This window comes from Pseudomonas fluorescens, assembly GCF_000730425.1.
GTDB classification, from domain to species: Bacteria; Pseudomonadota; Gammaproteobacteria; order Pseudomonadales; family Pseudomonadaceae; genus Aquipseudomonas; species Aquipseudomonas fluorescens_X.
This window is the reverse complement of record NZ_CP008896.1, coordinates 1,109,583-1,123,440: the sequence shown is the minus strand read 5'-3', so window position 1 is coordinate 1,123,440 and position 13,858 is coordinate 1,109,583. Positions and strand designations below refer to the sequence as shown.

General features: G+C 62.6%; 13 protein-coding genes. 12 read left to right on the top strand and 1 reads right to left on the bottom strand.

Translation table 11 applies throughout. The annotated features are described in order from the left end of the window. The first annotated feature begins 2 nt into the window (after positions 1-2). From gspH to gspN, 6 genes are read left to right on the top strand one after another with little or no spacing between them, the layout of a single operon-like run. The gene (gene gspH / locus HZ99_RS04630) at positions 3-452 is read left to right on the top strand and encodes a type II secretion system minor pseudopilin GspH (RefSeq protein ID WP_038441608.1); all 450 of its coding nucleotides are present in this window, start codon (positions 3-5) and stop codon (positions 450-452) included. Continuing rightward, on the top strand, positions 449-814 hold the full coding sequence (locus tag HZ99_RS04625) for a type II secretion system protein (protein WP_038441607.1): 366 nt from the start codon (positions 449-451) through the stop codon (positions 812-814). The genes gspH and HZ99_RS04625 overlap by 4 nt, the downstream gene beginning before the upstream one ends. Beyond that, a complete protein-coding gene (locus HZ99_RS04620; RefSeq protein ID WP_038441606.1) occupies positions 811-1,401 on the top strand; it encodes a PulJ/GspJ family protein in 591 nt (196 codons plus the stop codon). The genes HZ99_RS04625 and HZ99_RS04620 overlap by 4 nt, the downstream gene beginning before the upstream one ends. Before the next feature lie 14 nt (positions 1,402-1,415). Beyond that, positions 1,416-2,525: a GspL/Epsl periplasmic domain-containing protein gene (locus HZ99_RS04615; protein WP_051903045.1), complete on the top strand. Its 1,110-nt coding sequence runs from the start codon at positions 1,416-1,418 to the stop codon at positions 2,523-2,525. Further along, positions 2,522-2,953: a type II secretion system protein GspM gene (gene gspM / locus HZ99_RS04610; protein WP_080727661.1), complete on the top strand. Its 432-nt coding sequence runs from the start codon at positions 2,522-2,524 to the stop codon at positions 2,951-2,953. Before HZ99_RS04615 ends, gspM begins: the two co-directional genes overlap by 4 nt. Then, positions 2,950-3,609 carry a type II secretion system protein N gene (gene gspN, locus HZ99_RS04605; RefSeq protein WP_038441605.1) on the top strand — a complete coding sequence of 220 codons (660 nt, stop codon included), beginning with the start codon at positions 2,950-2,952 and terminating at the stop codon, positions 3,607-3,609. Before gspM ends, gspN begins: the two co-directional genes overlap by 4 nt. Positions 3,610-3,640: 31 nt before the next feature. Here the strand turns inward: gspN and HZ99_RS04600 are convergent, their stop codons facing one another. Next, complete coding sequence (locus HZ99_RS04600) at positions 3,641-4,567, bottom strand: LysR family transcriptional regulator (protein WP_038447882.1); 927 nt, start codon at positions 4,565-4,567, stop codon at positions 3,641-3,643. A 153-nt stretch (positions 4,568-4,720) separates the two neighbouring features. Between HZ99_RS04600 and HZ99_RS04595 the strand changes: the two genes are divergently transcribed. Genes HZ99_RS04595 through HZ99_RS04570 form a run of 6 tightly spaced genes read left to right on the top strand, consistent with a single transcriptional unit; the run spans position 4,721 to position 13,747 of the window. Continuing rightward, positions 4,721-6,445 (top strand): DUF1302 domain-containing protein, encoded by a 1,725-nt coding sequence (locus HZ99_RS04595; RefSeq protein ID WP_235205592.1) that lies wholly within the window; start codon positions 4,721-4,723, stop codon positions 6,443-6,445. A gap of 35 nt (positions 6,446-6,480) precedes the next feature. Further along, positions 6,481-7,842 carry a DUF1329 domain-containing protein gene (locus HZ99_RS04590; RefSeq protein WP_038441603.1) on the top strand — a complete coding sequence of 454 codons (1,362 nt, stop codon included), beginning with the start codon at positions 6,481-6,483 and terminating at the stop codon, positions 7,840-7,842. 3 nt (positions 7,843-7,845) lie between these two features. Further along, positions 7,846-9,150, top strand: coding sequence for an MFS transporter (locus HZ99_RS04585; protein ID WP_038441602.1), 1,305 nt, complete (start codon positions 7,846-7,848; stop codon positions 9,148-9,150). Between the two features lie 36 nt (positions 9,151-9,186). Further along, a complete protein-coding gene (locus tag HZ99_RS04580; RefSeq protein ID WP_038441601.1) occupies positions 9,187-10,365 on the top strand; it encodes an amidohydrolase in 1,179 nt (392 codons plus the stop codon). A 43-nt stretch (positions 10,366-10,408) separates the two neighbouring features. Next, a complete protein-coding gene (locus tag HZ99_RS04575; protein WP_038441600.1) occupies positions 10,409-11,827 on the top strand; it encodes an amidase in 1,419 nt (472 codons plus the stop codon). Between the two features lie 18 nt (positions 11,828-11,845). Further along, entirely contained in the window at positions 11,846-13,747 is a 1,902-nt protein-coding gene (locus tag HZ99_RS04570) for an acyl-CoA synthetase (RefSeq protein ID WP_038441599.1), read from the top strand. Positions 13,748-13,858 lie beyond the last annotated feature (111 nt).

Here is a 13,858-nt window from a genome sequence, read left to right as displayed (position 1 = left end):
GCATGCAACGCAGTCGCGGGTTCTCGCTCCTGGAAATGCTGGTGGTCTTACTGATCGTCGGTTTGTTCAGTGCCTTGGGGGTGGCCTTTCTTGATACCGGTCAGGCGCCAATGCGCCAGGCCCTGGCCCAACTGGCCAACGAGGCGCGCAGCCAGGCCGCCCAGGCCCGGCATGCCGGACAGTTGCTGGGCTTGCGCTGGAACGGTCGCAACCCTGAGTTCGTGCGTTGGCAGGCCGGGCAGGGCGCGCCGGCGTGGCAGGTCGAGCCATCGCGTGGCGCACCCTGGCCGGTCGGCTTGCAACCTGATTGGCCGGTGAGCCGCGAACCCCAAGTGATGTTCACCCCCTCGGGGCTGGCGCACCCCGTGTCACTCACCTGGCGCTGGGCCGAGGGCCGGCAGCGCTGGCAATGGCAAGCGGACAATACCCTGCAGATCGCGACCCTGCCATGAAGCGCCAACAAGGCTTTACCCTGCTCGAAGTCATGGTCGCCCTGGGGATTGCCGCCTTGATGGCGGTGATGGTCAGCCAGTTGTTGCGCCAGCGCATCGCGACCCACCAGGCCGTGGCGCAACATCGCCTGGGCAGTTTGTGCGCGCGGGAGCTGGAGACGCGCTTTGGCGTGGAGCAGTACTGGCCGCAGATCAATGCGCTGAGCGGTGAGCTGCGCCAGGGGCACGCCACCTGTCACTGGTACCTGACCCTGGGCAATACCGGAGTCAATCGCTTGCGCCGTGGCGAGTTGAAGTTGTTTGCCGACCCTGAGCAGCGCCACCCCCTGGGCCAGTTCAGCCTGTTTCTGGTGCGCCCATGAAGGCCGCGCAGCGCGGTTTGACCCTGGTCGAGCTGTTGGTGGCGATGGCCCTCACGGCGGTGGTCGGGGTGTTGCTGGCAGCCCTGGTCAATGGCTGGGCCAAGGTGCGTGAACGACTGGATGAGCCTGGCGGCGAGCCCCAGGTCTTGGAGTTCTGCATGGCCCTGGAGCGCCGCTTCGATGCCCTGGTGTTGCGCCAGCTGTACGAGCAGCGTTTGCCCCTGGACCTGGCTTGGCTGGAGTGGCAGCCGGCCCTTGGGCAATTGCAGTGGGTGGCCCTGGCGGCGTGGCCGCCGGCAGACGGCGCGTCGCGTGTGCAACGCCAGCGGCTGTCGTTCGATGCGCGCCAGCAGCGCCTGGAGTTGTGGGGCTCGGCCGATCTGTACGCTGCCGATAAGCCCCGCTGGGCGCTCAAGGCGTCATTGATGCCGGTCGAGCGTGCCACGTTCAGTTTTTACCAGGGCACGCGCTGGCTGGCCTTTCCTTCTACCGTCGCCGCCCAGCCCAATCGCGGCGTGCGGATCGAGTTCGAGCATCATGGAGCCCCTTATGTGTGTACCTTCGCTTTGCCCGATACCCAGCCATGAGCCGGAGCGCAGGCATGTTTGAGCGTCTGCGGGGCAAACCGCTGGAATGGTTGCTGGTGCGTCCGCCGGCCAGCAGCGAGGGGCGTTGGCAGTGGCTGCACTACCGCGCGCAACAGGCGTGCTCGAGCGGCGCCTGGCCGCCACCGTCCGCACTGTTGCAACTGCCGGGCGCCTTGATTGTGCCGGCGCAAGATTGCAGCCATTTCTGCCTGCCGGCGCCGCCGGGGCTCAAGCGCCATGAATGGCCGCAACTGTTTGAAGAATACGCGCAGCAGCCCGCCGAAGCGTTGCTGGTCAGTTGCCTGTCCCGCGAGGCCGGGCAGCTTGAGTTGTTGGTGATGCAGCGCCAGCAGGTGCAGCAATGGCTGGCCGAGTGCGCGGCCCTTGGCGTACAGATCACCCACGGCTGGGCGGAGCTGCAATTGTTGCCGCAACCCGAACCCGGGCAGGTGTTGCGCTGGCAGCGCGAACAGCTGCTGTGCCTCAAGGCCCACTCCCGGCAATGGCTGGTGTGGCCCCAGGTCTTGGGGGAGCGCTTGCCCCAGGCCTGGCGCGAACAGCCTGGCGAGACGCTGGAGGGCGTCTGGCCGTCGCGGCTGGCGCGTCTGGAACAGGTGCCCAGTGTGCTGGAGGGCACGCGAGCGACACGCACGCGGGCGCAGCGATCTGCGTTGATAAGTGGTGTACAGCGCCGCTTGCTGTTGGGGTGCGTGGTACTGGCGGTGTGCTGGAGTGCGGTGTACCTGGTGCAGAGCCTGCACCAGGTCGACAGTTGGAAAGCCCAGGTCAGGGCGGTGACGGGGCCAGTCAATAACCCGCAACAGGCCCGTATGGCGTTGGCGCGTATGCAGGGTGAGGCAACCGACTGGCACGTGCGTCAACAGAAAATCGTGGCGTTGGAGCAGGCACTCGCGACGTGGTTGCAACAGCAACCGGGCTGGTCGGTGTCGCACATCGCTTTTGACGGCAGCCATTGGCGCCTGGCCTTGCGCGGCACTGGCCCGCGGCCGCCGCCGGCCGAGTGGCAGGCCATTGCCCAGGCTGCGGGCGCACAATGGATAGACGAGGCCCCCGGTGCAGCCGACCGCCTGCAACTGAGTTTTGACTTGGGAGAGCAACCATGAAGGCGCGGATGCAGGCGTACCTGGCCCACTTCAACCAACTGCCGCCCAAGCGCCGTTATGGCCTGCTGATCGGCTGGTCAACCGTCGTGCTGTTGCTGCTGGTGCTGTTGACACGGCCGCTGCTGGCGGCCTGGCAGGATGGGCGTCAGTGGCAGGCACTGGCGCAGCAGGCCAGCACGCTGCTAGCGCCCGCGGTATTTTCCAATGAGCAGTGGCAGGCGTTGGCCGAGTCGCGCCAATGGGTGTTGACCCATGTCGAACAGCAGGGCGATCGCTGGCAGTTGCGCGGCGAACTGCCCGGCCCCCAGGCCTTGCAGCAACTGCTGCGCACGGTACAGGAACAGGGCGGCCGACCGTTGCAGTGGAGCCTTGAGCACGGTGGCGGCCAGGGGTATGCCTTTAGCCTGCAAGTGGCGGTTCGGCCATGAGTCGCGCCATCGTCCTCTGGGGTATTGGGGTGTTCTGCCTGACCCTGCTGTTGGAGCTGCCGGCCACCTTTGTGGCCCGCCAACTGCCGTGGCCGAGCGGCTGGCAGCCCGGCGGCGTCACGGGCAGCCTATGGACTGGGCGTGCGGCACGCGTGGGTGCCCTGGGGCCAGTGGACTGGACCTTGCGGCCATGGGCGGTGCAGGTGAACCTGGGTTTTCAACAGCGCATTTGGGCGTTGCAGATTCGCGGCTGGCCCTGGAACTGGCAGGCGCAATTGGCGCCGCAGGCGGTCAGCGCCTTGCCGGTACCGATGTTCGTACTGGACGGCCGCTGGGAAGGTCGATTGCAAGTCAATGGCGCGGGAACTGGTTGCCGTCATGCCGACGGTGAGTTGCTGGGACATGACCTCGCGATGCTGAGCCCGTGGCGGGTCAAGTTGGGAACTACCCGGATCGAACTGCAATGCCGGGAGGGGTTGCGGCTGTTGGCGGATTTGCAACTGGCGGGCGAGCATCATTTCAAGGTCCAGGCTGACCCGCAGCGTTTGCAGGTGGACGGGCAGGTCGAGCCGGGCGCTGCGGTGACGCCGCTCCTGGTGCAGGCTCGCTGGCTGCAACCGGCTGCGCATAGCTTCAGCAAAGTCCAGCCCTTGTAGGCGCCGGCTTGCCGGCGATGGCGGCCGCGACCTACCGCTCAGCATTGGCAATGATTGAATCCACCGCCTGCTGGGCAATCGGTGACAGTGTGCGCCCGGCCTGGCACACCACTGCATTGGTGATGGTCAGCAGGTCCGCCGGCCAGCCTGGCTGGATAGAGGGCATCAGGTCTACCAACACCCCATCGCGCAGGTCCTGTTCAAGCCAGGAGCACCAGGTCAAGAGCAGCGAGTCGCTGGTCAAGGTGGTTTCACGCAGCAGGTTCAGGTCGTTGGAGCTCAAGGTCCACGGCAGCAGCGTTCCGGGTTTGAGGTCAAACAGGGCATACAGCGAGGCCTCGCTTGACGGTACGACGCCGCTCCATGGGTATTGCAGAATCTGTTGCCGCGAAATCGGGCGGTCCTGCTGCGCCAGGGGGTGATCGCGGCGGCAAAAAATCGATGCCGGTTGCGGTGGCAGGTGGGTGATGGAAAAGCGGGGATCGAACATCTGGTCGGCTCGCAGTGTGGCGACGACAAATTCCAGCTGGTCGGTTTCCAGTTGATGGGACAGGTGCTCCCAGAAATTCACCTGAACATTGAGCACCAGCCGGGGAATGCTTTTACGCAGCTTGACCAATACGTCAGTGGTGTTGAGGTTAGCCGCCATCGGCGTGACGCCAAAGCGCAATTCACCGCCCTCGGTCCCTGCAAGATCATTGGCCTGGGCCTGCATTTTCTTTGCACAACTGAGCAATTCATGGGCACGCCCGATCAGTTGTTTGCCGGCTTCGGTCAGTGTCACGGAGCGGGTATCGCGGTCAAACAAGCGCACCCCCAGGTCGCTCTCCAGCGATTGAATACTGCGACTGAACGCGGTCTGTGACAGGTGTGCCCGAGCCGCTGCACGGGAAAAATGCAACTCCTCGCTCAGGTACACCAGGTGGCGAACCCGCTTCAAATCAATTGAGTCGTCCACTGCATCAATCATCCTTCATATTTGCATTGGACAGCTTTAACACGCTCCCAGAAGATTCTCCAGCGCCAACATCGCCCGGCAGGCCAGGTGGACTGCCTTCAATAATAAAAACGATGGGGAAGTTCTGTGGCAAACCACTTTCAGTTTGAGCGAGTGCGGCCCTGTGCATGGGTCGCCGTCTTCGCACTCGGTACCAGCGTCCAGGCCCAGGCCATCAGCTTCAACGTCGGCGAAATCGAGGGGCAGTTCGACTCTTCTTTGTCCATCGGCAGCAGTTGGGCGCTACGCAATGCTGACCCGACCTATGTAGGTACCTGGAACGGCGGGCATGCGTCGAGCCAGAGTGCCGATGATGGGCGCATGAATTTTCGCCGGGGCGAGACCTTTTCGAAGATCTTCAAGGGCGTGCACGACCTGCAAATGAACTACGGCGATAGCGGCATCTTTGTGCGCGGCAAGTACTGGTATGACTTCGAGCTCAAGGACGAAAGTCGCCGTTACCTGCCCATCAGCGACAGCCATCGCAAGGAAGCGGCCAAGTCATCGGGGGCGCAAATCCTTGATGCGTTTATCTATCACAACTATTTCATCGACGGCCAACCCGGCAATGCGCGGGTGGGCAAGCAGGTGGTCAGTTGGGGGGAGAGCACGTTTATCGGCAACGGGATCAATGTGATCAACCCCACCGATGTCGCCGCTTTCCGGCGTCCGGGGGCCGAGATCAAGGAAGGGCTGATCCCGGTCAACATGCTGTTTTTATCCCAGGGCTTGAGTGACAGCGTGTCCGCCGAGGTTTTTTACCAGTTGGAGTGGGACCAGACGGTGCTCGACAACTGCGGTACGTTTTTCGGCTCGGATGTGATGGCCGATGGGTGCAGCACACGCATGGGGTTTTCGCCGCCCTGGGATCCCAACGGCCAGTATCACTTCACGCGCGGGGCTGATCGTGATGCGCGTGACAGCGGTCAGTTCGGCGTGGCGCTGCGTTGGCAGGCCGAGGCGCTGAACAATACCGAGTTTGGGCTGTACGCCATGAACTATCACAGCCGCGCACCCTTTGTCGGCGGCCGGGTCGGGGACAGCCCGTTTGCGGTCAAGCCCGGTACCCACGCCTCGAGCGCTGAATATTTCATCGAGTACCCCGAAGACATCCGCCTCTATGGCCTGAGCTTTTCCACCACGCTTGGCGGCACCGCCGTCTCCGGTGAGCTGAGTTATCGACCCAACATGCCGTTGTCCCTCAACAGCAGCGATGTGACGATTTCCGCCCTGGCCGGCTCGATGGCGGCAGACCTGGGCAGTCCGATTTTTGCCAGTGGTTTCGCGCGGCCGGTGCCCGGTGAAGATTTCCATGGCTATGTGCGCAAGCTCGTGAGCCAGGCACAGGTCACGTTCACTCACTTTATCGACCAGGTGTGGGCTGCCGAGCGCCTGACCCTGATTTCCGAGGTCGGCTACAACCACCTCAGTGATCTCAACAGCAGCGCGCTGCGCTTCGGGCGTGACAGCATCTTCGGCAACGGCGAGCTGCCGGACAACCGCAATTGCCCGACCATGGCCAACCCGGTCAACCCGCAAAACTGCGATGGCAAAGGCTTTTACACCGCCAACTCCTGGGGATACCGGGCGCGCGCCATCCTCGACTATCAGAACGTGCTGGCCGGGGTGAACCTCAAGCCCAGCCTGTCCTGGTCCCACGATGTGCAAGGTTATGGACCCAACTTCAACGAAGGCAGCAAGGCCATCAGCCTTGGCCTGGATGCGGACCTGAAAAATACCTACACGGCGAGCCTGTCCTACACCGATTTCTTTGGTGGGGACTACAACACGGCAACTGATCGCGACTTCGTTGCCCTGAGTGTGGGCGTGAGTTTCTGAACCTGCATCCGATAACAAGAAAAGGATTGAGCCTGATGAATGTTCCGACACCGGTTATATACGCCAGTACGCTGGCGCTGCTGTTCTGTACCTCGGCGATGGCCGCGGTTACTCCTGAAGAAGCCGCCCGGCTGGGCACCACGTTGACGCCACTGGGCGGCGAGAAGGCCGGCAACGCTGACGGCTCGATCCCGGCCTGGACCGGTGGCCTGCCCCGGGATGCGGGAGCGGTCGACAGTGCCGGGTTCCTGGCCGATCCCTTCGCCAACGAACGAGCGTTGTTCACCATCACCGCGCAGAACGTCGAGCAGTACAAGGGCCGCCTGTCTCCAGGCCAGGTCGCCATGTTCAAGCGTTACCCCGACTACACGATGAATGTCTATCCCACCCACCGCAGCGCCAATGTGCCGCCAGAGATTGTCGAGGCCGCACGCAAAAACGCGCTGAACACCCGGTTGGTCGCAGGCGGTAACGGCCTGGAGCACTTTACCAAGGCATTCCCGTTCCCGATTCCCAAGGACGGCCTGGAAGTGATCTGGAACCACATTGCCCGTTACCGGGGCGACAGCATGAAGCGCCAGATGGTGCAGATCGTTCCGGATGTACGAGGCGTGGGCACGCCGGTGACGTTCGACCATCAGTATGTGCTGCGCGAAAGCCTGGCCGACTACGATCCGGCCAAGCCGAGTAATGTGCTGTTCTACAACAAGCAGACCATCACCGCGCCAGCCCGTCTAGCGGGGAATGTCGAGCTGGTCCACGAGACCCTCGACCAGGTCAAGGAGCCGCGCCAGGCCTGGCTCTACAACGCTGGCCAACGCCGTGTACGGCGGGCGCCACAGGTGGCATACGACGGCCCTGCCGGCAGTACCGATGGGCAGCGGGTGGTCGATAACTACGACATGTTCAATGGCGCGCCGGATCGCTACGACTGGCAATTGGTTGGCAAACAGGAGCTGTTCATTCCCTACAACAGCTACAAGCTCGACTCGCCCACGCTCAAGTACGCTGATATCACCAAGGCCGGCCATATCGACCAAAGCCTGGCGCGCTATGAGCTGCATCGGGTCTGGCATGTGGTCGCGACGTTGAAGCCCGGCCAGCGGCATGTGTATGCCAAGCGTGATTTCTATATCGACGAGGACTCTTGGCAAGCGGCGGTGATTGATCACTATGACGGTCGCAATGTCTTGTGGCGTGTGGCCGAAGCCCATCAACAGTCCTACTACAACCATCAGGTGCCGTTCTACACCGCCGAAACCCTCAACGACATGGTCAGCGGGCGGTATCTGGTGCTGGGCCTGAAGAACGAGGAAAAGCGCAGCTATCAGTTTGATGTGAACGCCGTGGAAGGTGAGTTCACGCCCAATGCCCTGCGTCAGTCCGGGGTGCGCTAAGCCATGAAAACGACCTCGGCACCCCCATCCTCGTTTGACTATGTGTCCCCCGTGCCGGCCGTGCCGTCCCGTGCCCGGACGCGCCGCGTGGTACTGGCCTCGTCCCTGGGCAATGGCCTGGAGATCTACGACTTCACGGTCTACAGCTTTTTTGCGGTGATTATCGGCAAGCTGTTTTTCCCGGCGGATTCTGCGCTGGCGTCGTTGATGATGTCTTTGGTGACTTTTGCCCTGGGCTTTCTGATCAGGCCCCTGGGCGCGGTATTGATCGGTCGGTTCGCCGACCGTTATGGGCGCAAGCAGGCATTGACCCTGACCATCGCCCTGATGACCGTGGGCACCGGCATTATCGCGTTCACCCCGACTTATTCGAGCATCGGCATCGTTGCCACCGGGCTGTTGGTCTTTGGTCGCCTGCTCCAGGGGTTTTCGGCCGGCGGCGAGGTGGGTGCGGCTTCGGCGTTCTTGATGGAGTCCGGGCGCACCGACAATCGTTGTTTCATGGTCTGCTGGCAGGGTGCAAGCCAAGGCGCCGCTGCGCTGCTGGGCGCATTGTCGGGTTGGGCGCTGACCACGCTGCTGTCGGAGGAGGCGTTGCACAGTTGGGGCTGGCGTGTGCCTTTCGTGATTGGCTTGTTGATCGGTCCGGTGGGCTGGTACATCCGCCAGCACCTGGATGAAACCCACGAAAACATCGACAAGCCGACGCCGTTTCGCGACTTCGTGCGCAATCACGCACGTACCCTGGGGTTGGGCATCTTGTTGATGGCCAGCTCCACGGTCAGTTCATACATGGTGGTGTTCTATATGCCCACCTACCTGACCCGCACCTTGCATTACCCCAGCAGCTTCGCCTTTGGCCTGGTGGCCTTTGCCTGTGTGTTGCTGGCGGTGGTGCCGCCATTCGCCTCGCGCTTTGCCGATCGCATGCCCCGGCGCAAGCCCTTGCTGTATTGGCTGTGTGGCCTGCAGGCGGTGCTGACCTATCCCGCGTTTGTGATGCTCGACCAGCACAGCACGCTGCTGTGCCTGGTGGCGGTGTCGTTGCTGATCCTGCCCATGGCCATCAGCGGTGGAGCGGGGCTGGCCTTGTTGATGGAAGCGTTTTCCCGCGATGACCGGGTGACGGGTCTGTCGATCATCTACAGCTTTGGCGTCACGCTGTTCGGCGGTTTTTCACCGCTGATCGTGACGTGGTTGATTGCCCTGACCGGCAGCCCGTTGGTGCCGGCCTGGTACTTGTGTGGCGCCATTGTTGTAAGTGGCATTGCCTTGCGTTTTTACCCTGAGCACCCAGGGCGTCCCTGATGTTGCTGACCTGAACCCAAAAATAAGGAATTTACCGTGAGCCATAGTCCTCTACACACACGCCTGCAAGACAGTAGCGAGCGTTTTGTCACGATCCGCCGCAATATCCACGCCGAACCCGAGCTTGGGCAAAACACCCGGGAAACGGCGGCCCTGGTCATTGGCTTGCTCGAAAGCTGGGGTTATGAAGTACACACCGGCGTCGGCGGTTGCGGCGTGGTTGGCGTGCTGCGGCGCGGCAGTGGATCAAAAACCCTGGGGCTGCGGGCCGACATGGATGCGTTGCCAATCGTTGAGCGAAACGGTTTGCCCTGGGCCAGCCGTCGCGAAGGATCGATGCATGCCTGTGGTCATGACGGGCACACGGCAACCTTGCTGGCGGCCGCTGAACAACTGGCGCTGCATGCCACGTTCGACGGCACGGTGAACGTGATTTTCCAGCCGGATGAGGAAGGCCTGACCGGCGCCAAGGCCATGATGGACGATGGCCTGTTCCGACGTTTCCCCTGCGATGCGGTGTATGCCTTCCACAATATGCCGGGGTTCCCCGTGGGCCATGCCATCATCAAGAGCGGCGGGGTCATGGCGTCGTCGGAGTGTGTGCGTATCACGCTCACCGGTCGTGGCGGGCATGGCGCGATGCCGGAACGCAGCATTGATCCGATCCCGGCGCTGGCGGGCATCATCAGTGCCTTGCAAACGGTGGTGTCGCGCAATATTGGGGTCAATGACTCGGCGGTGATCAGCATCGGCAAAGTGCAGGCCGGCACAGCCGTCAACATCATCCCGGAGACGGCGATGCTGGAGTTGAGCGTGCGCACACTTGACCCGCAGGTGCGCGAGTTCGTCGAGCAACGAATCCGCGGGATTGTCGAAGGCCAGGCTGCCTCATTTGGCGTGACAGCCCAGATCGACTACCAGCTGCTGGCGCCGGTGCTGGTCAATACGCCCGCCGAGACCCAGCACATGCTGGACGCGGCCAAGCGGGCCCTGGGCGCTGCCAATGTCATGGAGCAGGTGTCATTCAAAGCCATGGGCAGCGAAGACTTTGCCTGGATGTTGCATGAAGTGCCTGGCTGCTACTTCGGCCTGGGCAATGGCATTGGCGAGTTCAACGGCTGTTCGGTGCATAACGATCACTATGACTTCAATGACGAGTTGATTCCCCTTGGGGCCGCCTGTTGGGTCGCGTTGGTGGAAGACTACCTGCGCTGAAATCACGCCCCTACAGGGAATACGCCATCATCAGGATTTATTCATGACCCAACAGACCGCTATTGCGCAGATGAGCGCCGTCGAGTTGCTTGAACACTTTCGCGCCAAACGGCTGTCGCCGGTGGAAGTCACCCAGGATGCATTGGCCCGCATCGAGCGGTTCAACCCGCAGGTCAATGCGTACTGCTATACCGACCCGCAAGGCGCACTGGACACGGCGCGAGCGTCGGAAAAGCGTTGGTCCAAAGGCCAGCCCACGGGTGCGCTGGACGGCTTGCCCACTTCAATCAAGGAACTCACGGCAACTCGGGGCATGCCCACCCGCAAGGCCTCGCTGGTGATTCCGGGCGATGGGCCGTGGGAGGTCGATGCGCCGATCACCACGTTTTTGCGCGATGCGGGTGCCGTCATTTTGGGTAAGACCACCAGTCCGGAGTTCGGCTGGAAAGGTGTGACAGACAGCCCGCTCTACGGTATTACCCGCAACCCCTGGGATACGCGCATGACCTCTGGCGGGTCGTCCGGTGGCGCGGCAGTAGCGGCTTCGCTCAATCTAGGGGTGTTGCACCAGGGCAGCGATGCCGGGGGCTCGATTCGCATCCCCAGCAGCTTCACCGGGACCTTTGGCTTCAAGCCGACCTTTGGCTACATCCCCCAATGGCCGGCCAGCGCAACCACCCTGATTTCCCATCTGGGGCCCATGACGCGTACCGTGGACGATGCCGTGTTGTTTCTACAGACCGTGGCCCGGCCTGATCCCAGGGATGGTTTGCTGGGGGCGCCACGGCATACGCCCTGGTTGCCTGAAAACACCGACTTGCGCGGGCTGCGCATCGCCTACAGCGCGAACCTGGGCTATGTGCAGGTTGATCCGCAAGTGGCCCGTGTCGTGGCCCAGGCGGTTGAACGACTGGCGCAGATGGGCGCACAGGTAGAGGCCGTGGATCCGGGTTTCGGCGACCCGCTGGAATTGTTCAAAACCGTGGCTTACGCTGGGGCCGTGGACTTGGCCGCGCAACTGGACAGTGAACAGAAGGATTTACTGGACCCGGGGCTGCGGCGTTTTACCGAGCAGTGCCAGCACACAACCCTGGTGCATTTCACGGCAGCCCAGGAAGCACGGGCTGCGCTGGTCGCCCGGATGAATAGCTTCCACAGCCGCTATGACCTGCTGGTTTGCCCGATGATGCCCATCACCGCGTTCGAGGCGGGGCACGATGTACCGCCGGGCTCGGGGCTGGAGGATTGGATGAAGTGGTCGCCGTTCAGCTATCCGTTCAACCTTACCCAGCAGCCGGCAGCCTCGGTGCCTTGCGGGTTTTCGAGTGAGGGGCTGCCGATTGGCTTGCAGGTGGTGGGGGCACGGTTTGCCGACGATCAGGTGTTGCGAGTGTGTCGGGCCTATGAATTGGCATATCCCAGTGCGCACCCCGCGGTACCCGTGGTAAAAAAACAAGATTGATGGAGGAGCAAGAAGACGATGGCCACCCCTGTTTCCCTCGCCCGGTTGAGTGATATCCAAGCCATGGAGCAACAATGTCCCTTGGCTCAACGTGACCTGCCGAGCAGTACCTACGCGTTGCTGCAACGTGCCGCCGAACGCTTTGCCGACCGGCCGGCCTTGTGTTTCCTGGCGACGGGCAGCATCGAGGACCAGCCCTGGCGCATCAGTTACGCCGAGCTTTTCGCCAAGGTCACGCAAACCGCCAATGCCTTGCATCGCTTGGGGGTGCGTCCGGGGCAGGCGGTGTCTTTCCTGCTCCCCAACCTGGTGCAGACCCACTTTGTGATTTGGGGCGGTGAGGCGGCGGGGATCGTCAACGCCATCAACCCGTTGCTGGAGCCTGAGCACATTGCCGAGTTGATTCGCGCATCCAATACCTCGGTGCTGGTCACGCTGGCGCCGTTCCCGGGCACGGACCTGTGGCAGAAGGTGGTTGCATTGACCGACCTGCTGGCGCAGATGCCGACGGTGGTGACGGTCGATCTCGCCAACCTGTTGCCAGAACCGCAACGCAGTACCTTGAAGGCTCAACGAGCACCGATGCCCGCAGGCGTACTGGATTTCGATGAGCTGCTCGCCGCCGCCCCGGCTGGTTATCTGGAGAGCGGGCGGGTCATCCAGCCGGATGACATCGCATCCTACTTTCATACCGGCGGCACCACCGGTACGCCAAAGCTGGCGCCCCACACCCACTTCAACGAGGTGGCGATGGCCGAGATCATTGGCTTGCATGGCCGGTATGGGCCGGACGATGTCTTGCTCTGCGGGTTGCCGCTGTTTCATGTCAATGGCGTGATGGTCTCTGGGCTTGCGGCCTTTCATCACGGGGCCCAGGTCTTGCTCCCCGGCCCCCAGGGATACCGCAACCCGACGTTGATCAAGGACTTCTGGCGGTTGGTGGAGCGCTACCGGGTCAGCAGTTTCAGCGGTGTGCCCACCATCTATGCGGCACTGCTGCAGATTCCCAACGAGGGTATTGATGTCTCCACCCTGCGCTTTGCACTCTGCGGTGCGGCCCCCATGCCGGTGGAGTTGATCCGCCAGTTCGAAGCCCGCACCGGGCTGCGCATCATTGAAGGCTACGGCCTGACTGAAGGCACCTGCGCCACCGCCTGCAACCCCTACGAGGGGGAACGTCGGCCCGGCTCCATTGGCTTGCGCCTGCCGTACTGCGAGGTCAAGGTCGCGGTGCTCGACAGCGACGGCAATTATTTGCGTGATGCGGCCACGGACGAGCCGGGCACCCTCTGCCTGCGCGGCCCGACGGTGTTCAAGGGGTATTTGCAGCCGGACAAGAACACAGGCATCTGGCTGGATGGCGATTGGTTCAACACCGGCGACTTGGGGCGGGTTGATGGCGATGGCTACATCTGGCTGACCGGTCGCAGCAAGGACCTGATTATTCGCGGCGGCCACAATATTGACCCGCAGATGATCGAAGAGGCGCTGCATCGCCATCCAGCCGTGGCCCTCGCCGCAGCGGTGGGCAAGCCTGATGTCAAGGCTGGAGAGCTGCCGGTGGTGTATATCCAGCTCAAGGCCGGCGAAGAGGCCAGCCAAGCCCAGTTGATGGAGCACGCCATGCAGCACATTCACGAGCGTGCTGCGGTACCCAAGGATATCTGGCTGGTGGAGCAGATCCCGCTGACTGCGGTGGGCAAGACCTTCAAGCCCGCCTTGCGCCTGGATGCCGTGCGTCGAGTGTTCGAGTACGAAGTGGGGCAGGTGGTTGCCGGCAGCCAGGTCCAGGCGCTGAGTGACGAGCGTCATGGGCAGCGGGTGGACATTCATGTGCCACAGCTCAGTGCTGTCCAGCGAGAGCAATTGGAGCAGCGCCTGAGCGGCTTTGCGGTACGTTATGTGCTGCATTGCGCATAAGTCGGGTTTCGGGCTGTTCGAAGCGCAAAAATTGTCTATCGTCTATGGGCAGGCAGTCGCGCACCTGCGTGTGCGTCGTGTGATTTTCGCTGCGGGTTGTTAGGCGCCCTG

Coding starts and splice junctions, on each gene's coding strand:
- gspH (WP_038441608.1), top strand. CDS start 3: ATGCAACGCAGTCGCGGGTTCTCGCTCCTGGAAATGCTGGTGGTCTTA.
- HZ99_RS04625 (WP_038441607.1), top strand. CDS start 449: ATGAAGCGCCAACAAGGCTTTACCCTGCTCGAAGTCATGGTCGCCCTG.
- HZ99_RS04620 (WP_038441606.1), top strand. CDS start 811: ATGAAGGCCGCGCAGCGCGGTTTGACCCTGGTCGAGCTGTTGGTGGCG.
- HZ99_RS04615 (WP_051903045.1), top strand. CDS start 1,416: ATGTTTGAGCGTCTGCGGGGCAAACCGCTGGAATGGTTGCTGGTGCGT.
- gspM (WP_080727661.1), top strand. CDS start 2,522: ATGAAGGCGCGGATGCAGGCGTACCTGGCCCACTTCAACCAACTGCCG.
- gspN (WP_038441605.1), top strand. CDS start 2,950: ATGAGTCGCGCCATCGTCCTCTGGGGTATTGGGGTGTTCTGCCTGACC.
- HZ99_RS04590 (WP_038441603.1), top strand. CDS start 6,481: ATGAATGTTCCGACACCGGTTATATACGCCAGTACGCTGGCGCTGCTG.
- HZ99_RS04585 (WP_038441602.1), top strand. CDS start 7,846: ATGAAAACGACCTCGGCACCCCCATCCTCGTTTGACTATGTGTCCCCC.
- HZ99_RS04575 (WP_038441600.1), top strand. CDS start 10,409: ATGACCCAACAGACCGCTATTGCGCAGATGAGCGCCGTCGAGTTGCTT.
- HZ99_RS04570 (WP_038441599.1), top strand. CDS start 11,846: ATGGCCACCCCTGTTTCCCTCGCCCGGTTGAGTGATATCCAAGCCATG.